General features: G+C 59.9%; 23 protein-coding genes and 1 pseudogene. 8 read left to right on the plus strand and 16 right to left on the minus strand.

Annotated elements, in window-relative coordinates; all coding sequences use genetic code 11:
- Positions 1-284 precede the first annotated feature (284 nt).
- From INT39_RS15370 to ccoN, 13 genes are all read right to left on the minus strand, one after another.
- Positions 285-929, minus strand: coding sequence for a response regulator (locus INT39_RS15370; protein ID WP_193074866.1), 645 nt, complete (start codon positions 927-929; stop codon positions 285-287).
- A 90-nt stretch (positions 930-1,019) separates the two neighbouring features.
- On the minus strand, positions 1,020-2,237 hold the full coding sequence (locus tag INT39_RS15375; protein ID WP_226944819.1) for an MFS transporter: 1,218 nt from the start codon (positions 2,235-2,237) through the stop codon (positions 1,020-1,022).
- Between the two features lie 3 nt (positions 2,238-2,240).
- A complete protein-coding gene (locus tag INT39_RS15380) occupies positions 2,241-2,786 on the minus strand; it encodes an adenine phosphoribosyltransferase (protein WP_193074867.1) in 546 nt (181 codons plus the stop codon).
- 24 nt (positions 2,787-2,810) lie between these two features.
- Entirely contained in the window at positions 2,811-3,539 is a 729-nt protein-coding gene (fnr, locus tag INT39_RS15385) for a fumarate/nitrate reduction transcriptional regulator Fnr (protein WP_193074868.1), read from the minus strand.
- Positions 3,540-3,636: 97 nt separating this feature from the next.
- On the minus strand, positions 3,637-4,368 hold the full coding sequence (locus INT39_RS15390; RefSeq protein WP_193074869.1) for a sulfite exporter TauE/SafE family protein: 732 nt from the start codon (positions 4,366-4,368) through the stop codon (positions 3,637-3,639).
- A 2-nt stretch (positions 4,369-4,370) separates the two neighbouring features.
- Positions 4,371-4,598, minus strand: coding sequence for a cbb3-type cytochrome oxidase assembly protein CcoS (gene ccoS / locus INT39_RS15395; protein ID WP_193074870.1), 228 nt, complete (start codon positions 4,596-4,598; stop codon positions 4,371-4,373).
- Positions 4,595-7,048: a heavy metal translocating P-type ATPase gene (locus INT39_RS15400; protein ID WP_193074871.1), complete on the minus strand. Its 2,454-nt coding sequence runs from the start codon at positions 7,046-7,048 to the stop codon at positions 4,595-4,597. The genes ccoS and INT39_RS15400 overlap by 4 nt, the downstream gene beginning before the upstream one ends.
- Entirely contained in the window at positions 7,045-7,560 is a 516-nt protein-coding gene (locus INT39_RS15405) for a FixH family protein (RefSeq protein WP_193074872.1), read from the minus strand. Before INT39_RS15405 ends, INT39_RS15400 begins: the two co-directional genes overlap by 4 nt.
- 5 nt (positions 7,561-7,565) lie before the next feature.
- Positions 7,566-8,978, minus strand: a complete 1,413-nt coding sequence (gene ccoG, locus INT39_RS15410) for a cytochrome c oxidase accessory protein CcoG (RefSeq protein ID WP_193074873.1) — start codon at positions 8,976-8,978, stop codon at positions 7,566-7,568.
- Positions 8,979-9,110: 132 nt separating this feature from the next.
- Positions 9,111-9,998 (minus strand): cytochrome-c oxidase, cbb3-type subunit III, encoded by an 888-nt coding sequence (gene ccoP / locus INT39_RS15415; RefSeq protein ID WP_193074874.1) that lies wholly within the window; start codon positions 9,996-9,998, stop codon positions 9,111-9,113.
- A complete protein-coding gene (locus INT39_RS15420) occupies positions 9,995-10,183 on the minus strand; it encodes a cbb3-type cytochrome oxidase subunit 3 (protein ID WP_193074875.1) in 189 nt (62 codons plus the stop codon). The genes ccoP and INT39_RS15420 overlap by 4 nt, the downstream gene beginning before the upstream one ends.
- A 6-nt stretch (positions 10,184-10,189) precedes the next feature.
- Positions 10,190-10,801, minus strand: a complete 612-nt coding sequence (gene ccoO / locus INT39_RS15425; RefSeq protein ID WP_193074876.1) for a cytochrome-c oxidase, cbb3-type subunit II — start codon at positions 10,799-10,801, stop codon at positions 10,190-10,192.
- A gap of 11 nt (positions 10,802-10,812) precedes the next feature.
- Positions 10,813-12,240 (minus strand): cytochrome-c oxidase, cbb3-type subunit I, encoded by a 1,428-nt coding sequence (ccoN, locus tag INT39_RS15430; RefSeq protein WP_193074877.1) that lies wholly within the window; start codon positions 12,238-12,240, stop codon positions 10,813-10,815.
- Between the two features lie 437 nt (positions 12,241-12,677).
- On the opposite strand from ccoN, the pseudogene INT39_RS15435 reads away from it, so the two are divergent.
- Positions 12,678-13,294: pseudogene (locus INT39_RS15435) on the plus strand (alpha/beta fold hydrolase).
- 360 nt (positions 13,295-13,654) lie between these two features.
- Here INT39_RS15435 and INT39_RS15440 read toward each other — a convergent pair.
- Both INT39_RS15440 and INT39_RS15445 read right to left on the minus strand, forming a co-directional pair.
- A complete protein-coding gene (locus INT39_RS15440; RefSeq protein WP_193074878.1) occupies positions 13,655-14,935 on the minus strand; it encodes a TRAP transporter large permease in 1,281 nt (426 codons plus the stop codon).
- A 3-nt stretch (positions 14,936-14,938) separates the two neighbouring features.
- Positions 14,939-15,538, minus strand: a complete 600-nt coding sequence (locus tag INT39_RS15445) for a TRAP transporter small permease (RefSeq protein WP_226944820.1) — start codon at positions 15,536-15,538, stop codon at positions 14,939-14,941.
- Between the two features lie 176 nt (positions 15,539-15,714).
- Between INT39_RS15445 and dctP the strand changes: the two genes are divergently transcribed.
- The 7 genes from dctP to INT39_RS15480 all read left to right on the plus strand — a co-directional run bounded on the left by dctP (position 15,715) and on the right by INT39_RS15480 (position 22,054).
- Positions 15,715-16,905, plus strand: coding sequence for a TRAP transporter substrate-binding protein DctP (dctP, locus tag INT39_RS15450; RefSeq protein ID WP_193074879.1), 1,191 nt, complete (start codon positions 15,715-15,717; stop codon positions 16,903-16,905).
- A gap of 83 nt (positions 16,906-16,988) precedes the next feature.
- On the plus strand, positions 16,989-18,080 hold the full coding sequence (gene apbC / locus INT39_RS15455; protein WP_193074880.1) for an iron-sulfur cluster carrier protein ApbC: 1,092 nt from the start codon (positions 16,989-16,991) through the stop codon (positions 18,078-18,080).
- Between the two features lie 240 nt (positions 18,081-18,320).
- Positions 18,321-18,887 carry a dCTP deaminase gene (dcd, locus tag INT39_RS15460; RefSeq protein WP_090273177.1) on the plus strand — a complete coding sequence of 189 codons (567 nt, stop codon included), beginning with the start codon at positions 18,321-18,323 and terminating at the stop codon, positions 18,885-18,887.
- Positions 18,888-18,982: 95 nt separating this feature from the next.
- Complete coding sequence (locus INT39_RS15465; protein ID WP_193074881.1) at positions 18,983-19,411, plus strand: universal stress protein; 429 nt, start codon at positions 18,983-18,985, stop codon at positions 19,409-19,411.
- Between the two features lie 60 nt (positions 19,412-19,471).
- Positions 19,472-19,651, plus strand: a complete 180-nt coding sequence (locus INT39_RS15470) for a CsbD family protein (RefSeq protein ID WP_193074882.1) — start codon at positions 19,472-19,474, stop codon at positions 19,649-19,651.
- A gap of 97 nt (positions 19,652-19,748) precedes the next feature.
- A complete protein-coding gene (locus tag INT39_RS15475; RefSeq protein ID WP_193074883.1) occupies positions 19,749-20,465 on the plus strand; it encodes a response regulator transcription factor in 717 nt (238 codons plus the stop codon).
- Positions 20,462-22,054, plus strand: coding sequence for an ATP-binding protein (locus INT39_RS15480; protein WP_193074884.1), 1,593 nt, complete (start codon positions 20,462-20,464; stop codon positions 22,052-22,054). The genes INT39_RS15475 and INT39_RS15480 overlap by 4 nt, the downstream gene beginning before the upstream one ends.
- Positions 22,055-22,066: 12 nt before the next feature.
- On the opposite strand, the gene INT39_RS15485 is transcribed toward INT39_RS15480, so the two are convergent.
- Positions 22,067-22,690, minus strand: coding sequence for a QsdR family transcriptional regulator (locus INT39_RS15485; RefSeq protein WP_193074885.1), 624 nt, complete (start codon positions 22,688-22,690; stop codon positions 22,067-22,069).
- Positions 22,691-22,697 lie beyond the last annotated feature (7 nt).

Raw genomic sequence — 22,697 nt, forward strand, 5'->3', positions numbered from 1 at the left:
TGGCCGTCTGCCCCCCCTTTGATGGTCCCATGCTCCTGCGTGGGAACCGCGCCGTGGACGCTCCGACGTCCGGGCTGGCCGTCTGCGCGGTGGTGGGATCGGGACGCAGAGCGTCCCGGCATGCATTCCCACGCTGGAGCATGGGAACGATCGGGTGGGGAGTCAGCGTTGGTTTCTGCTGGCTGTCCATATGCTGCAAGGCGCTTGTTTTTTGCAGGTTCCCCACGTTCTGCGAAGCGTCTGGGCTGTGGACGCTTTCCATCGGGTGGGGAGCCGGCGCTTGGCTAGCTGCTGATCAAGCCTTGCCTGCGTGCGGTGTTTACGCATTCGGTGCGGTTGTGGCAGTTGAGGGCGGCGAAGACGGCTTTCAGGTGGGTTTTGACGGTGTCTTCGGACAGCGACAAGCGCTGGCAAATCACCTTGTTTGGCAACCCTTCGGCCAGCAGGTCGAGGATTTCCAGCTGCCGTGGGGTAACGCCCAGGGTGCGGGCGTTTGTCTGGCGGTCCAGCGGTTGGTGTTCGCTGGCCATGACCACCTGCTCACCGAACAACAGTCGCAGCGCGGCGCTGACCAGCATCTGGCCGTCGGCGGTCTTGCTGATGAAGCCGGCCGCACCGAGGCGCAGGGCAGCATCCATATCGCTCGGGTTATTGCTGCCGGTGAGGATCGCCACCGGAGTCAGCGGATCGATGACGCGCAGCTTTTCGAGCAGGGCCAGGCCGTTGCTGTCCGGGAGGTGCAGATCCAGCAGAATCAGGTCATAGGTATGTTGCTTGACCTGCTGTTCCGCCTCGCTGGCGTTGCGCGCGTGGTCCAACTCAATGCCTTTGCACAAGGTATTCAAGGTAAGGGTCAGGCCATCGAGATAGATCTGATGATCATCAATCAGCAGTAGACGGGTATCGGGGGGCAAGGTAGCTATGGGCATGCCGACATTTCCTTGGCTTGTCGTATCCTGAGACAGGATTCGGTTTTTGTTCTGCGAGTGATGATAAGCAAGCGCGGCGGCGACGTCCAGTCAGGCGTGCTGTGAGCGTCCTGATTGACCCCGGTATAGATAAGCAATCAGCGCTAGATTGACGACCAGTATCAACAGGCTGCCGCCAACCACGGCCGGCCAGCCGGCGGCTTTCCAGAAGGGCCCGAGATAATAGATACCTGCCGCCGCACCGAGGTAATAGAACACCGAATACAACGATGACGCACTGGCCTTGCCGTGTGCGGCGTGCTGATTGACCCAGCTATTGGCCAGCGAGTGGGTAAGGAAGAAGCCGAAGGAGTTGAATATCAGGCCGGTGATGATGATCCACAGCTGATCCGACAGGGTGATCAGGCAGCCGACCATGAACACCAGCACACCCAGCACCATACCCTGGGGAGCCTGGGACGCGCCGACACGTCCAGACATGCCGGCGGAGAAGGTGCCGGCCATATAGGTCAGAAACAGCAGGCCGAGGCTGCCAGCGCCCAGTTGCCATGGCTCGGCACTGAGGCGGAAGGTGATGAAGGTGTAGAGATTGATGAACACCATGAATCCCAGTCCACCGACCAGATAGGCCGGGAGCAGGGCGCGATTGCTCAGGTGGCTGCGAAAAGTGCGCAGACTGCCGCCCAAGGATAATGGCTGAGGCCTGAAGGCACTGGCAGGAGGCAGCAGCAGTGCGACCGCCAGAGCGCAGACCAGACTGCTCGCGCCGATGATCATAAACACCATCTGCAAACCGAAATGGTCGGCAATGAACCCACCCAACACACGCCCTCCGGCGCCTCCCAGGGTGTTACCGCCAATATACAAACCAACGGCGGCAATCAGCGCCTGGCGGTTCATGCTGTCGCCCAGATAAGCAATGGCGGTGGCCGGCAGCACGCCAAGTGCAACGCCCTGAGCCACACGCAGCCACAGCAGAGTCTCGAAATCGCCGGCGAAGGCCATGCCCAGGGTCAACAGCGCCGTTACCGTCATGCCTGTTATCAAGGGCGCGCGGCGCCCGAACGCATCAGACAAAGGGCCGTGCAACAGCAATGACAGACCCAGCGTCAAACTGGTCAGGGTGAAAGCATTACTCGCCCGCAGCGTGCTGACCTGATACTCCGCAGAGATCAGGGGTAGCAGTGGGTGGATGGCATAGAGGTTGCCGAAGATGACCAGCGAAGCGAGAAACAGCGCCAGGCTGGCGCGGCGGTACGTGGGTGTTCCCCGCTGGATCAGGTCAGATCCTGCAGCCGCCGCGGGCATGAATTATTCGGACTCTTCGAAGGCACACAGCGTAAAGGTGGCGATCCCGGAATCCTGCATGAGACGTGAGCCGCCAAGATCAGGCAGATCGATGATCGCAGCTGCTTCGTATACTTCCGCGCCGAGCAGTGACACCAGCCGTGCCGCGGCGAGGAAAGTGCCGCCGGTGGCGATCAAATCATCCAGCAGCAACACCTGATCGCCCTCACTCAGGGAGTCGCGGTGTACTTCGAGATGTGCCTCACCGTACTCGGTGTCGTAGGCTTCGCGCAGGCAATCGGCGGGCAGCTTGCCAGCCTTGCGGAACAGGACCAGCGGCTTGTTCAGCTCGTAGGCCAATACCGCGCCGAGTAGAAAGCCGCGGGCATCGATGGCGCCGATATGGGTGACCGGGGATTCCACGTAACGCTGAATCAGGCTGTCAGCCACCATGCGCATGGCGCGCGGCGACTGGTACAACGGCGTGATGTCACGGAAGGTGACGCCTTCCTTGGGAAAGCCCGGCACCGGGCGGATCAGCGATTTGATGGTGAATTCGTCAAAAATCATGGGATAAGCGGGCCCTGGTTCAATTCAATCGTTCTGGCCACCGGCCAACGCACACAGCTGAATATAGTCGACTATCTCGATCTGCTTGCCTTCGGCGGTGATCAGCCCCTGCTGCTGGAATCGGGTGAATACGCGGGAAACGGTTTCCACTGCCAGGCCCAGATAATTGCCGATCTCGCTGCGCGACATCGCCAGACGGAAGGAGCTGGCCGAGTAGCCGCGCATACGAAAGCGCGCCGAGAGGTTGATCAGCAGCGTGGCGATACGCTGATCGGCATTCTTGCGCGACAGCAGCAACATCATTTCCTGATCCTCGCGCAGCTCCCGGCTCATCAGCCGCATCAGTTGCTTGCGCAGCTGCGGCAGGACGGCGGTCAGCTCGTCGAGGGTTTCGAAGGGGATCTCACAGACGGAAGTGGTTTCCAGCGCAGTGGCGGTAACCGTATAGCGGCCACTGTCCATTCCTGACATGCCGATCAATTCGCCAGCCAGATGGCAACCGGTGATTTGCTCGTCACCTTCATCAGACAGGCTGTAGGTCTTCAGCGCACCGGAGCGCAGGGCAAAGATTGATGTGAACTCGTCGCCCTGGCGAAACAGCACGTCACCCCTGTTCAATGGACGCCCACGTTTGACGATGCGGTCGAGCGCATCCATCTCGTCTGCCTGCAGAGAAATGGGCAGGCACATGCAGGCCAAGCTGCAATCCTTGCAGTGCGGCTCGCGGGCGAGCAACGGCGTCGCGGTGGTCATGAAGACATATCCTCAGCTATCTGGCTCAGCGAGCAGGCAAACGGCCTGTGAAACAACCGTCTGTCGTATAAGCCGGGATTCTATCATTGGTTTGGGTTCAATGCCCGGAATGGGGCGCTGCATGATGCGGTTCTGCGCCGTGATGACCACCCATGAGCCAGGCCGTATGCGGGCCGGGAATGGTCCAGATACCGAACAGGATAATCAGCAGCCCGGCGGTGATGCGCACGGCACGCTTTTTCAGGATCGCCATCATGCGATTGGCGAACAGCCCGGTGGCCAGCAGGGTAGGTAGGGTGCCCAGGCCGAAGGTGGCCATCAGGCCGGCGGAGACCGCTGCGTCACCCTGGCTACTGGCCCAGACCAGCGTGCTGTAGACCAGCCCACAGGGCAGCCAACCCCATAACGAACCCAGTAATATCGCCTGCGGCAGCCGGCTGACCGGCAGCAGTTTACGGGCGTGGGGTTCAAGGTGTTTCCACAGGCCGCGACCCAGCGCTTCTATGCGGGTAAGACCGGACCACCAGCTGGCCAAGTACAGGCCCATGGCGATCATCAACAGACCGGCGAGAACTCTCAGTCCCTGTCCCAGACCGAGATCCTGGATCAGCCAACCCAGACTGCCGACCAGCGCACCGGCCAAGGTATAGCTGGCAATGCGGCCGAAGTTGTAGCCAAGCAATACGCGCCACAGGCGCCAGCCATGGCGTTGTTCGGCTGGGATGGCCAGGGTCAATGCGCCCATCAGGCCGCCGCACATGCCGATGCAATGACCACCGCCCAACAACCCCAGAACCAGCGCGGTGAGAAACAGCGGTAACAGTTCCATGCTCAGGTGCCCTCGTCCGGCTGATCATCCTTCGGCGCCGTGCCGTCTGCCTGGGTATCGGCTGCCTTGCGGGCGGCCAGATGCGCAGGGTCTTCCTCATCGAACAGAATGCTGTGGGCGGGACTGTCGAGATCATCGTACTGACCACTGTTGACAGCCCAGTTGAATACACAGATGGCGATGATCACCAGCACAATGGCGACCGGCACCAGAATATAGAGAATGGTCATGCAGTCTGCTCCTGTAGAGGGGTGGGCTTCAGGCGCTGCGGGCTGCGGGGCAACCGATTGAGGCGCAGCGCATTGAGTACCACCAGCAGCGAGCTGGCCGACATGCCTGCTGCCGCCAACGCCGGGGATACCATGCCGAGGGCGGCCAGTGGCAGTACGCCCGCATTATACGCCCCTGCCCAGAACAGGTTCTGGATCATGATTCGACGGGTGTTGGCCGCCACCACAAAAGAATCGGTCAGTACATGCAGGTGACTGCTGAGCAGCACTGCATCGGCGCTGGTCTTCGCCAGATCGGATGCTTCGCCCATGGCCACGGAAATATCGGCGCTGGCCAGTACCGGGACATCATTCACCCCATCACCCAGCATCAGCACCCTGGCGCCCTGACTCTGCAGTTGCTGAACGAAGGCCAGCTTGTCCGCCGGGGTGGCATTGCCGATGGCCTCTTCAATGCCCAGAGTCCGCGCCATTCGCTCAACCACCGGAGCATGATCGCCCGATAACAGCACGACGCGCATGCCGCGGGCTTTGAGATTGGTGATCAGCGCGCTGGCATCGGCTCGCAGCCGATCATTGAGTACAAACCAGGCAATCGGACCGTCATCGTTGCCCATCAGCAACCATTGGCCGGCCTGTTCGGGTATGTCGGGGACAGTCCAGTTGCCGAGCTCGGCAACGTACTGGGGCTTGCCGATGCGCAGCAGCTGCTGGTCGCACAGACCTTCCAGACCCAACCCCGGATGACTGGTGACGCTATCGGCCTGGGCGGCGCTGCGGCCGAAGGCGCGGGCAATGGGGTGCTCGGAGCGGGACTCGATCATGCGCGCCTGCTGCAGCGCCAGATCGCCGTCATGACCGGGGAAGGGCAGGACGCGCTCCAGGGTCATGCGCCCCTCGGTCAGCGTTCCGGTCTTGTCGAGAATCACCGTGTCGACCTTGTTCAACCCTTCCAGCACATGGCCACGGGTGATCAGCAGACCGAGCTTCTGCAGGCTGCCGGTGGACGTGGTCAGGGCCGTGGGTGTAGCCAGTGACAGGGCGCAGGGGCAGGTAGCGACCAGCATGGCGATGATGATCCAGAATGCGGTGTCACCATTGACCTGCCACCACCAGAGACCGCCGACCACGATGATGGACAGCAGTACGATGATCAGAAAATACTGTGCCACCTGATCAGCCAGATAGGCGAGTCGGGGCTTGTCGGCCTGGGCTCGCTCCAGCAGCCGGACAATGGCCGACAGACGTGTTTCGGCGCCCACCGCACTCACCTGAATCTGCAGCGGTCCTTCCACATTCAGGGTGCCTGCAGTGACGCGATCGCCCAGCTGTTTGGCCAGCGGCAGGTACTCGCCGGACAGTGCCGATTCGTCAATGCTGCTCAGACCCCGGGTAATGATGCCGTCGGCAGGAATGCTTTCACCGGGTTTGATTTCCAGCAGGTCGCCGGGGCGCACTTCATCCAGCATGATGCGCTGCGGCTGTCCTGCGTCATCCAGCCGGAGGGTGCTGGGTGGCAGCAGGTTGACCAGCTTGGCGGTGCTTTCCACCGTGCGCTGGCGCGCGCGGCGTTCCAGATAACGGCCGGCCAGCAGGAAGAAGGCAAACATGACCACGGAATCGAAATAGATTTCGCCGGAGCTGGTCAGTGTTGCCCAGATGCCGGCCAGGTAGGCTCCGCCAATGGCCAGCGACACTGAGACATCCATGCTCAGCCGGCGGTTTTTCATATCCCGCCAGGCGCCGAGGAAAAACGGCGCACAACTGTAAAGTACCACCGGCGTAGTCATCAGCAACGCGGCCCAGCGCAAGGTGACGGCCATCTGCGGGGTCACGTCCTGATTGAACCCATCCCACAGGGCCATGGTCGCCATCATCACCTGCATGAACATCAGACCGGCGAGGCCGAGGCGGCGCAGGTAGCGGCGGTTTTCCAGGGCGATCTGCTCGCTGGCCTTGTCCGGTTCATAAGGATGACCGACATAGCCGATGCGCTTGATCTCGCCGAGTAGGGCGGACAACCGGTTCTGGGTGGCGTCCCAGCTCAGGTTCAGTCGATTGTTGCCGAGATTGAGATTGGCCTCGATAACCCCGGGCATCTGCTGCAGACGCTTTTCAATCAGCCAGCCGCAGGCAGCGCAACTGATACCCTCGATCAGCAACTGGATCTGCTGCTGATCGCCGTCGCTGTGCACATAGCGCTGCTGCACATCGCTGCGGTCGAGCAGTTCCAGCTCATCCTGCAGGGATTGTGGCAAGGCTTCGGGGTTGGCGGAGTTTTCCGTGCGGTGCGAGTAGTAGGATTCAAGCCCGCCAGCGACGATGGCATCAGCCACTGCCTGGCAACCGGGGCAGCACATGGCGCGCTGTTCACCCAGAATAGTGCTGAACCACGACGAGCCGGCCGGAACCGGTTCGCCGCAGTGATAGCAGGGCGTGAGTTGGGTCATTTTGCGGAGAGCTGGTGCTGCTGTCCCATGACCAGAGTGACTTCGCCGGTCAGGCGCCAGCCGTCTTCGCCCGGCTGGGCCGGGTCGCTGAGGTCGATGTAATGCCGGCCCTGAATACCGCGCTCCAGCTGACCGGTATAGTGATTGCCGGAAATCTGCTGCAGCATCAGCGTGCGGTCACGCTCGGCATGCGTCGGCGATATGAGCTCCAGCAGCAGACGGGGCGGCAGCTGCTCCAGCTGACCATCCAGTGCCAGGCTGATGTCCCCGGTCAGCTCGTCGACCGAGAATTCCGCGCTCAGGTCCAGCTCGCTGGCCAGGTGGTCACGGCCCATGTGCATGTTGATAGCCCGACCTTCCTTGTAATAGTTGTCACGCACCATGCTGTCGGGATTGAGCATGGAGACGTACAGCAGCCCCAGGCCGATGACCACGGCAAGTACCAGAATGCTGATCAGGAACCAGGGCCAGAACTGCTTGTACCAAGGTGGTATGTTTTCGTCGTGTTGCATGCTTATTACCTGATTGTCGGGCCCATGAAGCGGCTTTCGGATGTGGCCGAGATACTCTCGTCATCTGCCGCGGTAACGATGAAGGTGATCGGTATATTGGTACCTTGCATGAACTCGGGATCCAGCTGCACGTTGACCGGCACCTGCAGCAGGCTGCTGGGCTGGATGGTCAGACGGTCATTGGCCAGTTGCAGATTCAGCTCCGGATGGCCTTCCACCGTCAGGTTGAAGGTGCGGGCTTGCTGACCCTTGTTCATGACCTTGATTATGTACACGTTTTCGATGGCACCGCCACGCGCTTCCCGATACAGAACGTTTCGGTCGCGCTGCACATCCAGGTTCACCTGGGCCATGTTGCCGATGGTGAGTATGAACATGCCGATCATGATCGCCAGCGCTATTCCATAGCCGATCAGACGCGGACGCAGGATGCGGGTCTTCTGCCCAGCCATGTTGCTCTCGGTAGTATAGCGGATCAGACCACGCGGGTAGTCCATCTTGTCCATGACTTCGTCACAGGCATCGATACAGGCGGCGCACTGAATGCATTCATGCTGCAGGCCATCGCGGATGTCGATGCCGGTGGGGCAGACCTGTACGCACATGGTGCAATCGATACAATCACCGAGACCCAGCTCAGCCGGCTCCACACCTTTCTTGCGTGGACCACGGTCTTCACCGCGATGGTAGTCGTAGGTGACGACCATGGTGTCCTCGTCGAACATCACGCTCTGGAAGCGGGCATAGGGGCACATGTAGAAGCACACCTGCTCACGCAGCCAGCCGGCGTTGATATAGGTTGCTACGGTGAAAAAGAAGATCCAGAAGGCAGCCCAGCCATTCAGATTGAAGGTGGCCAAGTCCACCACCAGCCCGCGGATGGGAGTGAAATAACCGACAAAGGTCAGCGCGGTAACCAGCGATACACCGATCCACAGCGCATGCTTGGCGCTGCGGCGCAGGACTTTGTTGACGCTGATGGGCGCCGCATCGAGTTTGATGCGCGCGTTGCGCTCACCCTCGGTGACGCGCTCGGCCCACATGAAGATCCAGGTCCAAACGGTCTGTGGGCAGGTGTAGCCGCACCAGACACGACCGGCAAAAGTGGTGATGAAGAACAGGCCGAAGGCGCAGATGATCAGCAGGAAGGACAGCAGAAAGAAGTCCTGCGGATGGAAAACCGAGCCGAAGATGTGGAACTGACGCGCTGGCAGATCCCACAACACGGCCTGCTGGCCGCCAATATTCAACCAGACGGTGCCGAAGAACAGCAAAAACAGGGCAGCGACACCTATCAGACGGATGTTCTTGAAGAAGCCCTGGTAGGAGCGCGTGTGAATATTCTCGCGCTTGGCATACAGATTGACTGTTTCGATCTTGTCCGCCGAGACATCTTTGACGGGTATTTTCTCGCTCATATCAGGCTGGCCATATCGTTATAAGAAGGGATAGCCTGGCCAGGAGATATCTGGTCAGGAGACGTGCGTCACCGCCCGGCCAGAATAACTGGGCCGGGCGGTGTGCACCATGCGACATGGCGTCGCTGAGGGTTACTTGTCTTCCAGCGAGAGGCCGTAGACGTAGGCGGCAAGCATGTGCAGCTTGTCGTCACCCAGGTGAGCCTGGGCAGGCATGTTGCCGTTACGGCCGGCACGAATGCTGTGCTGAACCTGCAACATGCTGGAACCGTACAACCATACATCGTCGGTCAGATTAGGTGCGCCCAGCAGCGGGTTGCCCTTGCCGTCCGGACCGTGGCAGGCCACGCAGTTGGTGTTGAACACCTGCTTGCCTGCTTCCAGATCCATACCTTCGGATTCCAGACCGGCCAGGCTGCGCACGTAACCTGCCGTGTTGCGCACGCCTTGCTCGCCGATGACTGCCAACCATGCCGGCATGGCAGCCTGACGGCCTTGACGCAGTGTGGTCATGATCTGTTCCGGCTCGCCGCCCCAGATCCAGTCATTGTCGGTGAGGTTAGGGAAGCCGAATGCACCACGGGCGTCAGAGCCGTGACATACCGAGCAGTTGGTGGCGAACAGACGCTGACCGATGCGGCCTGCCTCTTCATCACGGGCCACGTCGGCGATCGGCATATCGATGTAGCGGGCGAAGATCGGCGCAAACTGCGCTTCAGCACGTTCCACTTCACGCTCGTACTGACCAACCTGAGTCCAGCCCAGTACGCCGGGGAACTTGCCCATGCCTGGGTACAGGATCAGATAGATCACTGAGTACGCGATGGTCGCGACGAACAGCATGAACCACCAGCGGGGCAGGGGGTTATCCAGTTCCGCGATGCCATCGTACTCATGGCCGGTAGTGTCGTCAGTCTGGTCCGGCCGTTGTCCCTTGCGCGTGGCAAACAGGATCCAGGTGATCAGCAGAAGGAAGACGACGGTGAGGGTAATGATATACCCGCTCCAGAAATTGCTCATTTTTCATTACTCCTGGTGTCTTGCTGCTCACGCGTTTTCTGGTCTTCATCATCGTCAGCGAAGGGCAGATGAGCGGCTTCATCAAAATCCTTCTTCTTGTATGAGCTATAGGCCCACAAGACGATGCCGATAAAGGCCACCATGGCGAAGATGGTGGCGATGCCGCGTAGAGTATTGATATCCATTGGTAGTTACCGGCGGTCGGAGATGACAGTGCCCAGATGCTGCAGGTAGGCGATCAGCGCATCGATTTCAGCTGCGCCCTTGACCGCTTCAGTGGCTCCGGCAATGTCTTCATCGGTATATGGAACGCCCAGCTTGCGCATGACTTCCATTTTCCGGGCGGTGTGCTTGCCAGTCAGGACGTTTTCCTGCAACCAGGGGTACGAAGGCATCTTCGACTCGGGTACCACGTCACGCGGGTTGATCAGGTGCGCGCGGTGCCAGTCGTCGGAGTAACGCTCGCCAACACGGGCCAGGTCCGGACCGGTACGCTTGGAGCCCCACAGGAAGGGGTGTTCCCAGACGCTTTCACCGGCGACGGAGTAATGGCCGTAACGCTCGGTCTCAGAGCGGAACGGACGGATCATCTGCGAGTGGCAGCTGACGCAGCCTTCACGGATGTAGATGTCGCGACCTTCCAGCTCCAGCGCGGTGTAGGGCCGCAGGCCCTCAACCGGCTGGGTGGTTTCGTCCTGGAAGAACAGCGGCACGATCTGGGTCAGGCCACCGAAGCTGATCGCAACAACGATCAGCACGATCAGCAGGCCAACGTTCTTTTCAACAATCTCATGCTGTCTCATCAATCAATTCCTCAGGCGATCTGGGCTGCGGCTTGGGCTTCGGCCGGCTGGGCAGCACGGATGGTGCGCCAGCTGTTGTAGGCCATCAGCAGCATGCCGATCAGGAAGAACAGGCCGCCGATCCAGCGGACGATGAAGCCCGGATGGCTGGCTTCCAGCGCCTCGACGAAGGAGTAGGTCAGCGTGCCGTCAACGTTGACTGCGCGCCACATCAGACCCTGGGTGATACCGTTGACCCACATGGATACGATGTACAGAACAGTACCGATAGTGGCCAGCCAGAAGTGCGCATTGATCAGGCCGATGCTGTGCATCTCCTCGCGACCGAACACCTTCGGCAGCATGTGGTAGATGGCGCCGATCGAGATCATCGCAACCCAGCCCAGAGCGCCGGCGTGTACGTGGCCGATGGTCCAGTCAGTGTAATGCGACAGGGCGTTCACGGTCTTGATGGCCATCATCGGGCCTTCAAAGGTGGACATGCCGTAGAAGGCCAGTGCCACTACCAGGAAGCGCAGGATCGGGTCGGTGCGCAGTTTGTGCCAGGCGCCGGACAGCGTCATCATCCCGTTGATCATGCCACCCCAGCTTGGAGCCAGCAGAATCAGCGACATCACCATGCCCAGGGTTTGAGCCCAGTCAGGCAGTGCGGTGTAGTGCAGGTGGTGCGGACCAGCCCAGATGTACAGGCCGATCAGTGCCCAGAAGTGCACGATGGACAGGCGGTAGGAATATACCGGACGCTCGGTCTGCTTGGGCACGAAGTAGTACATCATGCCGAGGAAACCCGCGGTCAGGAAGAAGCCTACGGCGTTATGACCGTACCACCACTGAACCATCGCATCGGTAGCACCGGCATACATGGAATAGGCTTTCCACATGCTCACCGGCATCGCCATGTTGTTGACGATGTGCAGAATCGCGATGGTGATGATGAACGCCCCGTAGAACCAGTTGGCTACGTAAATGTGCTTCATCTTGCGCTTGGCGATGGTGCCGAAGAACACGTGACCGTAGGCCAGCCACACGATCGTGATCAGAATGTCGATCGGCCACTCCAGCTCGGCGTATTCCTTGGTGCTGGTATAGCCCAGCGGCAAGGTGATCACGGCGAGCACGATAACAGTCTGCCAGCCCCAGAACACGAAGGCGGCCATTTTGTCTGATATCAGTCGTGCCTGCGTAGTGCGCTGCACCACGTAAAACGACGTGCCGATCAGGGCACAACCGCCAAAGGCAAAAATGACCGCGTTGGTGTGCAGCGGGCGCAAGCGTCCGAAGCTGGTCCAGGGCAGGTCAAAGTTGAGTGCGGGCCAGACCAGCTGGGCCGCAATAAAGACACCTAATGCCATACCTACGATACCCCAGACCACCGTCATGACGGCGAACTGGCGTACCACCTTGTAGTTATAGGCTGTCGGAGTGGTAGCTGTGCTCATGCGAGAGATTCCACGGATAGCAATGGTTAAAGGGGGTCAAAGCGGCGGCAAGTATGAGGAATGCCCATACTGTTTGCAATGACACGTGTCAATGTAATGGCCACTTAAGGGGGCAGCACGGCAGGATTCACAGCGGTTCGCTGATGTTTGTCGAGGAAGGTTTTTGAACGATGAAAGCTCCCGCGACAAGGCGAAATCGCGCTGCTACCCTGGCGTCTGCCCGGAGGCCGGGCGGTGCCGGCCATAGGCTCAATGACCGGGTGGACAAGGATAGTCCCCGTGGGTGCCTCTGTGAAGAGATGGCACCCGGCCTCGATGTGGCATGATGTCGCACATGGCCTGCGTCAAGGTGTCTGGTTGGAAAAACCTGTTGTCGATGTAAGGTAGATGTCAGCGCATCGCTACGTGAACCCAAGGCAATAATATTCGGAGCACCCGTGTCGTCCTCTTTTCTCGAAACCAACCCTTCCACTCGGGTGCAGGCAACGCTGTTACTGGCCCATGGCGCTGGCGCGCCGATGGACAGTGACTACATGAACCAACTGGCCGAGGCACTGGCTGCGCGTGGCATACGTGTGTTGCGTTTCGAGTTCCCTTATATGGCCACAAGGCGGGCAGGGGGTGGCAAACGACCGCCCAATCCCATGCCGGTTTTGCAGGACAGCTTTCGCGAACATTACCGGGCAGGGCCGCAGCCGCTGTATATCGGCGGCAAGTCTATGGGGGGCGGGTTGCCAGCCTGCTTGCTGACGAGCTGCAGTCGGCAGGGTTGATCTGTTTCGGTTACCCATTCCACCCGCCCGGCAAGCCGGAAAAGCTGCGTACCGAACACTTGGCCCCGCTGCGCACCCGCAGCCTGATCCTGCAGGGCACCCGCGACGCGCTCGGCAAGCCGGAGGAGGTGGCGACCTATACTTTGTCGAATCAGCTGCAGGTGAGCTGGCTGGACACTGGAGACCATGACCTCAAACCGCTGAAAAGCAGCGGCCTGACCCAGGCAGACCTGATCGACCAGGCCGCAGAGCGGGCAGTAGCCTTCATGACGCTGAGCTGAATATAGTGGCGTGACGGCCCGCTGCATCCGCAGGACGCCCGGGGATTGCCGTCTGACTTCGTGCCTGCCGAGATCGGCTGGCCTGGCGGCCAGCGTCGCCCCGAGTCGGGCCTCCTACAAATAACCACCAGATCGCCGCACCGTTTGTAGGAGAGGCGCCTCGCCGCGACGGCGTGCGAAGCGCGCCCGGGGATTGCCGCCTGAGTCCGTGCCTGCCGAGATTGGCTGGCCTGGCGGCCAGCGTCGCCCCGAGTCGGGCCTCCTACAAAAAGCCACCAGACCGCCGCACCGATTGTAGGAGGGGCGCCTCGCCGCGACGGCGTGCGAAGCGCGCCTTGGGGGTTGCCGCCTACGCCGGGATTAGCTGGCCAGCGAGGGTAGCCACAGGGAGATCGAGGGGAACAGGATCAGAAGGATGGTCGCCAGTATCAGCAGCGCGATAAACGGAGGCGTACCGCGGATTACATCGAAGTACGGCCGACGGAAGATCGCCATGGCGGTGAAGATATCGCAGCCGAAGGGCGGTGTCGCCGAACCGATGGCCGCCTGCAGGGTGACGATGATGCCCACATGCACCGGGTCCAGCCCGGCGGCGGCAACCGCCGGCTTGAACAGCGGCGTAAGAATGAGAATGACCACGATAGGGTCAACGAACATGCAGCCGATAAAAAAGGAGACCGCGATCAGCGACAGCACCATCATCTGGCTATGGCCAATATCGGCAATGATCGGATTGAGAATCGCCTGGGGAATACCGGCAAAGGAAATGGTGTAGGTGAAGGCGTTGCCCGCCGCCACCAGAATGAACACCACGCCAGTGATCAGGCCAGTCGACAGCGCTATATCCCACAGCTCGGTTACCTTGACCGAGCGCAGAATGACGATCTCCAGCACCACCGCATAGAGCACCGCGATCGCCGCTGCCTCGGTCGGACTGAACAGACCGCCATAAATACCGCCGACCACCACCAGCGGAAAGCCTAGCGGCAAGGCTGCCTTTTTCAGCGCCTGCCAGCGGTACCGCCAGGTAGCCTTCGGCTCGGGCTCGATCCCCATGCGAATGGAGGCGATCCAGCAGTACGCGGAGAACAATAGCAGCAACAACAGGCCGGGCAGGATGCCGGCAATGAACAGGTTGCCGATGGATGCGCCGGACACCACGCCATAAATGATCAGACCGATGCTCGGCGGAATCAGCAGGGCGATGTCGCTGGCGTTGATGATCAGCGCGATGCTGAACTTGTCCGAATAACCCTTTTCCAGCAACTTCGGCCGCATTGGCCCGCCCATGGCCACCACCGTTGCCTGGGTCGAGCCGGACACCGCGCCAAACAGGGTGCAGCTGGCCGCGGTGGTGATCGGCAAGCCGCCGCGTAGATGCCCGACAAAGCTCTGCACCAGATCCAGCAACCGATTGGCAGTACGCCCACGGGTCATCAGGTCGGCGGCAAAAATGAACAGCGGCACAGCCGCCAGCGCCCAGGTCTGCACACCACTGATCATCTGCCCGATCAGCAAACCGACATTGTCCATCTGCAATACCAGAAACAGCAGCATGAGGCTGGCAGCGAGCAGCGGGAACATCATCGGGAAGCCCAGCAGCAGCAACAGGACGGTAATGATGAGGATCAGCGTCAGCATGCGTTATTCCTGATTACTGTGATCGACAGGCACCTCGTCATAGCGCTCCAGCTCGGTGAACGAGCGGTAGAGCTTGTCCGAGGTCAGATTGCGTATGGCCGTCAGCCAATACTGGATGGTGGCCAGGGCAAAGCCGATCGGTGCGATCAGATAGGGAATCCAGAGAGGAATGCTCAGTGCGGAAGAGGTGCGGCTCATGGCGCGGATGGAATCCACGTAAGCCCAGGCATGCCAGGCGAGAAACAGCATCAGCGCACCCGACGTAATGCAGATACAGACCAGCAGGGCCTTGCGTGGCCAGCCGCGCAACTGATCATAGAACGCCGACATGGCGATGTGGCGAGCCCGGCGCACAGCATATCCCAGGCCGGCAAAGGTCATGATCACCAGACTGAACTGAGTCAGTTCGACCTGGCCGGTGACGCCGCGGTCCAGCAGCTGTCGGCCCAGTACATGCAGAATCAGCAGGCCGGTAAGAAACAGAACGCTGCCGCCGAGGATGAACTTCTCCACCCGCTCGATCAGCCGGTCAGCCAGGCCCAGTATTCTGATGAGCGCGTTCTTGTTTGAATGCTTTGCCTGCCTTGCTGCGGGCTCGGGCATTATATTTCCTTCCTGATCCTTTCTATACGAAGAATAAAGCCGCCATACCGCTGCGTTTTTCGCTTTTTTTCAAAATACAGCATCTTTTTTCCAATTGCACGGGCCGTCACATGGACATCTCAGGACCCTGTGATAATGTTTCAGTGCTAATCAGAACAATCGAAGAGGAAAGTTCCATGAAATGGCGAAATGGATGGGTAGGCGCTGCGGCGCTGATTCTCGCGGCCTGTGGCGGCGATGACGAGCAGCAGAAAGCACAAACGGCAGCCGACGAGCAGCCGGCAACCGGACAAGTGGAAGTCTGGCGTTTCGGTCTGGAGGAAATCCAGGACAGCGTGCAGTACGAATACGCCAACCGCTTCGCGGAGATCGTCAGCGAGAAAACCGATGGGCAAGTCGAAGTGCGACTTTTTCCTTACGGTCAGCTCGGTGGTCTCACCGATATCTATGACCAGGTACAGGCCGGTTCGGTGCAACTGGCATTCGGGTCGGGCTTTCTCGGCGGCACGGTGCCCGAGTCCCAGCTCTTCAGCCTGAACTTCGTATTGACCGACGACGAGCTGCGCAACACGCAGATTCTCAACGACGAGCAATTCCTCAAGAATGACGACCTGATCGACGCCTTCCGCGAGCGCAGCCTGCACCCGCTGGCGATCGTGCCCGAAGGCTGGCAGGTCTGGACCGCCAACAAGGCCGTGCGTACCCCCGAGGATTTCGCCGGTCTGGCCATCCGTACCATGGATAACCGCCTGTTGCGCGAAACCTACAGTGCCTACGGCGCCAACCCGACCACCATGGAATACGGCGAGCTGTACAGTGGCCTGCAGCTGGGGCAGTTGGATGGCAACATCCAGCCGGTCTTTGCTCACCAGGAGATGGACTTCTATCAGGTGCAGGACTACATGATCTTCGCCAACCAGGCGCAGTTCATCGCAACTGTCATGGCCAACAGCGACTGGTATGACAACCTGTCCGACGAGCACGAACAGATCATCGAAGACGCGGTGGTGGAACTGGTGCCCTATATCCATGAAGTCCAGACCCGTCTGAATGCCGAGCGTCTCGATATCATCACCGAGAACAGCGACATCGAAATCATCCGCCTCACCCCGCAAGAGCGTGCCGCATTCCGTGAGCTCAGCCTGCCGGTCCGCGACGTGTTTGTGGACATGGTCGGTGATCGCGGTGAGAACCTGCTCAACGCACTGCTGGAGCTGGTCGAAGAAGGTCAGCCGGAGTCCGCAGGCGAGCCGGTAGAAACTACCGAGACCAATGACAGCATCGAGTCAGGTGAGTCTCCGACGCCAGGCGAGCTGGATCACACCGACAACGCCAGCGATGACGCAGCCGAGTCGGTAACGCCCTGAAGCAGCAGTAGGTCGCAGGGCGTGGTCAATCGGCGTCACAGGCAGTAGCATGTGGGGATATTGTTCCCCATAGGATGTACACCATGACGCAGATTGACCGCTCCGCTGTAGAACGGGCCCTGGCCAGTTATCAGGATCCCTACCTCAAGACTGACCTGTTGGCCTCGGGCTGTCTGCGGTCACTGCAGGTGGATGGTTCCCGGGTGAGCGCCGAGCTCGTGCTGGGTTATGCGGCCAACAACATCATCAATGGCATCGCCCAGATGCTCAAGGTGGCCGTCGAGAACGTGCCGGGCGTGGAGTCGGCCGATATCAAGGTGCGCTGGGAAGTGTCTGCCGCCCCGGCGCAGGGCAGCATCCCCTCGCTGGCCAACGTCAAGAACATCATCGCTGTCGCCTCCGGTAAGGGCGGCGTCGGCAAATCCACTACCGCAGTCAATCTGGCATTGGCGCTGGCTGCCGAAGGCGCGCGCGTCGGCGTGCTGGATGCTGACATCTATGGCCCGAGCATGGGCATGATGCTGGGCGTGCCCTCAGGCACCCGACCGCAGGTTCGTGACGAGAAATTCTTTGTTCCGCCACGCGCCCATGGTGTGCAGGTCATGACCATGGCTTTTCTGGCCGATGACAACACCCCCATGGCGTGGCGCGGCCCCATGGTTTCCGGCGCCTTGATGCAATTGCTCACCCAGTCCGCCTGGGATGAGCTGGATTATCTGGTGATCGACATGCCGCCGGGCACCGGTGACATTCAGTTGACCCTGGCGCAGAAGGTGCCGGTCACCGGCTCGGTCATCGTCACCACGCCGCAGGACATTGCCTTGTTGGATGCGCGCAAGGGCATCGAGATGTTCCACAAGGTCAACATCCCGGTGCTGGGCGTGGTGGAAAATATGGCTGTGCACATCTGCTCCAATTGCGGTCATGCTGAGCATCTGTTCGGTGAAGGTGGTGGCGAGCGGCTGTCGGATGAGTACGGCGTCGATCTGCTGGCCTCCATGCCGCTGTCGATGATGATCCGCGAGCAGGCCGACGGCGGCAAACCCACCGTCATCGCCGAGCCGGAATGCCAGATCAGCATGATCTACCAGGACATGGCCCGACACGTCGGCGCCCGCATCGCCGCCCGCGCCGGCCAGAATGCCATGCCGGATATCAGCATCAGCGACGATTGATAGCGCGGTGAAGAGCTGCCCTACGGGCAGCGTCGCGGCGAGTCGCCCCTCCTACAAAATCATCAGATCAGCGCGTGCTTTGTAGGAGGGGCGCCCCGCCGCGACGGCGTCTGCAGGACGCCCGGGATTCCCCGCCCATTCCCGTGCAGCCTCCAAGGCTCTCGCCCCAATCAGAAGACTTTCATACCCAGGCAATGCTAATATCCACGCCTTTAATTTCGCTTGGATCAGGACAAACCCATGAGCATCAAATCGGACCGTTGGATACGTCGCATGTCCCAGGAACAGGGGATGATCGAGCCTTTTGTCGAGCGCCAGGTGCGCGGTGATGAAGGCGAGCGGGTGATCTCCTATGGGGTGTCCAGCTACGGATATGACGTACGCTGCGCTGATGAATTCAAGGTGTTCACCAACATCCATTCAGCCACCGTCGACCCGAAGAATTTCGATGAGAAGAGCTTCGTCGACGTGAAAAGCGACGTCTGCATCATCCCACCGAACTCCTTCGCACTGGCGCGTACTGTGGAATATTTCCGCATCCCGCGCAACGTACTGACCATCTGCCTGGGCAAGAGCACCTACGCTCGTTGCGGCATCATCGTCAACGTCACCCCGCTGGAACCGGAATGGGAAGGCCACGTTACTCTGGAATTCTCCAATACCACCACGCTGCCGGCCAAGATCTACGCCAACGAAGGCGTGGCGCAGATGTTGTTCTTCGAATCGGACGAAGAGTGTGAAGTGTCCTACAAGGATCGTGGTGGTAAATACCAGGGCCAGCGTGGCGTCACCCTGCCGCGTACCTGATGTAATGGCAAAGGATTGACGCAGATCATATGCGCTGCGGGGGCTTAGCGACTATCCTCAGTGTTAGAAAGCATGAACAACACAAGGGGGTAGCTATGCAAAACGTTCTGGTTCCTTTCGACGGCTCTGACTCCGCTAAACGCGCGGTCCAATATTTGGTTGAAGCTTCAAAAGCTTATCCGAACATCCTCGTGCATGTACTGAATGTGCAGCGTGAAGCCAACCTCTACGGCAACTACGTGCCGGCGACCATGCTTGAAGATCTGCGCGAGGGCGCGATCAAGCACGCCGGGACAGTCAACGCCGAGGCAGTACAGATGTTGCAGGCCGCCTCCGTCCGCCATGAGGCTCACCAGGAAGTAGGTGAAGTCGTCTCGGAAGTTGTTGCAGCAGTGAAAAAGTATGACTGCGACACGGTTGTCATGGGTACCCGCGGTATGGGTAGTCTGGGCAACCTGGTCATGGGGTCGGTTGCGACTCGGGTGGTGCATGACGTCAAGGTGCCCGTGCTGCTGGTGAAATAACTGCAACATTTGTCGCTTCACCCGGTCAATTGTTCTGTACCCATAAAAGAGGTTCAGATCATGAGCGGCACTACAGACAAGATGAAAGGTAAAGTGAACGAAGTCGTCGGCAAGGGCAAGCAGGCCAGCAGCAAGCCGAGCACGCGTGCCGAGGGCAAGATGCAGGAGCGCAAGGGTGAAGCTCAGCAGGTGAAAGGGCGGGCCAAGAACGCTCTCAAGGATCAGATCGACAAAGCCTGATCCGTAACCCAGATAAAGGTCGGCATTTAGCCGGCCTTTTTTTGTGCCAATGATACAATCTGCGGCTCCTTCCGGACGTAACCCAAGGGTAGCGGGAATGCACGTAGAAAAAGAACGTATTGTCATTGTCGAAGATGACACGAAACTGGCCGCGTTGATTGGTGAGTTTCTACAGTCTCAGGGGCTGCAGATCGACTTGATCGAAGATGGCGCCCAAGCCGTCGACCGCATTCTGGCCCATCCGCCGGCACTGGTCGTACTCGACCTGATGCTGCCTGGCGAAGATGGCCTGTCCATTTGCCGCCGCCTGCGCGCCGCCGGTTTTGCCCGGCCCATACTGATGCTGACCGCGCGCAGTGACGACCAGGACCATATCAAGGGTCTTGATCTGGGCGCGGATGACTTCGTCAACAAACCGGTTCGGCCCCAGGTACTGCTGGCGCGTATCCGTGCCTTGCTGCGGCGCGCCGAAGCAGAGGCGCCGCAGCTGCCCGTCACCCGCCTGACCTTTGGCGCTCTGGTCATTGATAGCGTCCGCCGCGAAGCCTGGCTGAACAGTGAGTTGATTGACCTGACCGGCGCCGAATTCGACTTGCTGTGGCTTCTGGCCAGTAACGCCGGACGGATTCTCAGTCGTGAAGAAACCTTCGTCGCGCTCAGAGGTATCGAATACGACGGCCAGGACCGCTCCATCGATGTCCGCATCTCCCGCATCCGCCCGAAGATCGGTGACGATCCCGACATGCCGCGACTGATCAAAACGGTACGTAGCAAAGGCTATCTGTTCGTCGCCCCCGAACCGGACCTGCCGTGAACTCGATTTTCCTGCGCATCTATGGCGGCATGCTGTTGGTTCTGGTCACGGTGTCGCTGGTAACACTGCTCAGCGTACATCTGATCAATGATGTTCGCGCCGCGGATTACCGCGAGCGTATCGCCAGCGGTACGTTCCGGCTGATGGCCGACAACCTGCAACCCATGGACGCGTCCGAGCGACGTCAGGCAATGAATGTCTGGCAGCGACTGATGGGCGTACCCCTGGCGATCCAGCCGATGGAATCGTTACATCTGGATTCGTCCAGTTGGGCGAAGCTGATCAGAGGACGGGTATTGGTGCTGCCTGTCGGCGAGGATGTACGCGCGCTGGCGCTGGTGGACATGCAAGGCGAAGCGGTGCTGACGGCGGATATCCAGCGGATTTCCGAGCAACTCGGCCGCGCCACCCTGTTTCTCATTGCCGACGAACTGGTCCGGGGGCCCGAGTCGGATATGCCAGCCCGTCTGCATGAATTGCGTCGAGAGAAGGGCTTCGGTTACCCCCTGCAGCTGACCCGCCAGCACGAATCAGATCTGGACGTCGACCAGATCCGTCGTCTGGAGGAAAGTGACACCGTCATGGCGCTCGGTCCCGATGGCTATTCGGTGCTGCTGTATCTGAAGATTCCCGGCACACAGTGGATTCTGCATCTGGGCCCCTTGTACCAGATGAGTGCGTATCCGCCGGAACTGATGGCCATTATGGGGCTGCTCGCGCTGACGTTGATCGGACTGCTGATCTATCTGCTGGTGCGCCAACTGGAACAGCGCCTACTGACACTGGAGGCCGCGGCTGTACATATCAGCAGCGGCAACCTGGATGTGCGGGTGAACATGGACAGTCAGGACTCGGTGGGACGGCTGGCGCGCGCCTTCAATGAAATGGCCGGGCACGTGCAACGTCTGATGCGAATTCAGCGGGAAACTATCGGCTCGGTGTCCCACGAGTTGCGCACGCCGGTTGCGCGCTTGAGGTTTGGCCTGGAAATGCTCGAAACCGCAACCAGCGATGAAGACCGCAAACGCTTTGTCGACGGCATGGACGGCGACCTCAGCGAACTGGACCGGCTGGTCGACGAGATCCTGACCTATGCGCGCCTGGAGCAGGGTGCACCGGCCATTACCATGAAAGGCACCAATATTCCAGGAATGGTTGAGCACGTCATGGCCGAGCTGGCGCCGCTGGACAGCAAGATCCGGCTGGAGCATGTAGACAATTCATGGGGGCTGGGCCGGCATGTGGACGCCGAGCCGCGCTACATTCAGCGAGCAATCACCAATCTGATCAGCAATGCCATGCGCCATGCCGTTAGCCAGGTGAAGATCACTACGCGTATACAGCACGGCATGTGCCGGATATCCATCGAGGATGACGGCCCAGGCATTCCCGAAGCCTACCGGGAAAAAATATTCACCCCCTTCATGCGCATGGACCTGAGTCGGACGCGCTCATCGGGTGGCTACGGGTTGGGATTATCGATAGTGCGCCGCATCATGTTCTGGCACGGCGGCAGGGCGCTGGCTGATGCATCGCAGGCTCTTGGTGGAGCCTGCTTCATCGTCGAATGGCCATTGCGCCGACGCTGAGGTGAAGAGCTCTCAGCGGGTGTGGCCATTGACCAATAGGCGAAACGCCTTGCCAGCGGGGGCTGGATCGGGGGTGCGGCCGCAGATCAGGTCGCAGTAAATCGCCCCTTCACCGATCCGGATAATGAAATAAGCCAGGCTTTCGGCGTCCATTTCCGGGTTGATGCGTCCAGCCTCAATCTCTTCCTCGAACAACGCCTGCCATTCATCCATCAGACGCTTTTGCAGGCCGGAGATATTCGAGGTCAGTAGCTGCAGACCCCACTGCGGTTCAGCGGCAAGAAAGTCATGCATCGGCTTGGCATTGATCAGCGCGATGTTCACATCCATGTAGATCTGACCCAGAAAGTCGATGCCTTTTTCCGGACGGTCAGCCTGGGCTTTCTCGATGGCCTGATCATAAATGCCCTTGTACAGGGACCAGAGGATTTCGCCCATCAACAGATCCTTGTTGCCGACCCAGCGCATCAGCGTCGCACGGCCGATACCCAGTTCTTCGGCAAGCAGCGACAGGTTCAAGCGGCGACCCTCAAGCCACCAACGGCGGGCCATACGGAAAGCGCTGATGGGTGTGGCTCGTTCGTCGGACTGACGTTGGGACAGGGCCATGGACAGGGGAGTAGCGTGGGTGTTCATAAAATTG

It is taken from the genome of Pseudomonas sp. FME51, from assembly GCF_014897305.1.

What these genes read in the sequence shown, in the direction of transcription:
- ccoP (WP_193074874.1), bottom strand. Translation starts at nt 9,998, where the DNA reads ATGAGCAATTTCTGGAGCGGGTATATCATTACCCTCACCGTCGTCTTC.
- INT39_RS15485 (WP_193074885.1), bottom strand. Translation starts at nt 22,690, where the DNA reads ATGAACACCCACGCTACTCCCCTGTCCATGGCCCTGTCCCAACGTCAG.
- INT39_RS15465 (WP_193074881.1), top strand. Translation starts at nt 18,983, where the DNA reads ATGCAAAACGTTCTGGTTCCTTTCGACGGCTCTGACTCCGCTAAACGC.
- ccoS (WP_193074870.1), bottom strand. Translation starts at nt 4,598, where the DNA reads ATGACCATTCTCTATATTCTGGTGCCGGTCGCCATTGTGCTGGTGATC.
- dctP (WP_193074879.1), top strand. Translation starts at nt 15,715, where the DNA reads ATGAAATGGCGAAATGGATGGGTAGGCGCTGCGGCGCTGATTCTCGCG.
- INT39_RS15420 (WP_193074875.1), bottom strand. Translation starts at nt 10,183, where the DNA reads ATGGATATCAATACTCTACGCGGCATCGCCACCATCTTCGCCATGGTG.
- ccoN (WP_193074877.1), bottom strand. Translation starts at nt 12,240, where the DNA reads ATGAGCACAGCTACCACTCCGACAGCCTATAACTACAAGGTGGTACGC.
- fnr (WP_193074868.1), bottom strand. Translation starts at nt 3,539, where the DNA reads ATGACCACCGCGACGCCGTTGCTCGCCCGCGAGCCGCACTGCAAGGAT.
- INT39_RS15440 (WP_193074878.1), bottom strand. Translation starts at nt 14,935, where the DNA reads ATGCTGACGCTGATCCTCATCATTACCGTCCTGTTGCTGCTGCTGGGC.
- INT39_RS15375 (WP_226944819.1), bottom strand. Translation starts at nt 2,237, where the DNA reads ATGCCCGCGGCGGCTGCAGGATCTGACCTGATCCAGCGGGGAACACCC.
- INT39_RS15475 (WP_193074883.1), top strand. Translation starts at nt 19,749, where the DNA reads ATGCACGTAGAAAAAGAACGTATTGTCATTGTCGAAGATGACACGAAA.
- INT39_RS15370 (WP_193074866.1), bottom strand. Translation starts at nt 929, where the DNA reads ATGCCCATAGCTACCTTGCCCCCCGATACCCGTCTACTGCTGATTGAT.
- ccoG (WP_193074873.1), bottom strand. Translation starts at nt 8,978, where the DNA reads ATGAGCGAGAAAATACCCGTCAAAGATGTCTCGGCGGACAAGATCGAA.
- INT39_RS15405 (WP_193074872.1), bottom strand. Translation starts at nt 7,560, where the DNA reads ATGCAACACGACGAAAACATACCACCTTGGTACAAGCAGTTCTGGCCC.
- INT39_RS15380 (WP_193074867.1), bottom strand. Translation starts at nt 2,786, where the DNA reads ATGATTTTTGACGAATTCACCATCAAATCGCTGATCCGCCCGGTGCCG.
- ccoO (WP_193074876.1), bottom strand. Translation starts at nt 10,801, where the DNA reads ATGAGACAGCATGAGATTGTTGAAAAGAACGTTGGCCTGCTGATCGTG.
- INT39_RS15470 (WP_193074882.1), top strand. Translation starts at nt 19,472, where the DNA reads ATGAGCGGCACTACAGACAAGATGAAAGGTAAAGTGAACGAAGTCGTC.
- INT39_RS15390 (WP_193074869.1), bottom strand. Translation starts at nt 4,368, where the DNA reads ATGGAACTGTTACCGCTGTTTCTCACCGCGCTGGTTCTGGGGTTGTTG.
- apbC (WP_193074880.1), top strand. Translation starts at nt 16,989, where the DNA reads ATGACGCAGATTGACCGCTCCGCTGTAGAACGGGCCCTGGCCAGTTAT.
- INT39_RS15445 (WP_226944820.1), bottom strand. Translation starts at nt 15,538, where the DNA reads ATGCCCGAGCCCGCAGCAAGGCAGGCAAAGCATTCAAACAAGAACGCG.
- dcd (WP_090273177.1), top strand. Translation starts at nt 18,321, where the DNA reads ATGAGCATCAAATCGGACCGTTGGATACGTCGCATGTCCCAGGAACAG.
- INT39_RS15400 (WP_193074871.1), bottom strand. Translation starts at nt 7,048, where the DNA reads ATGACCCAACTCACGCCCTGCTATCACTGCGGCGAACCGGTTCCGGCC.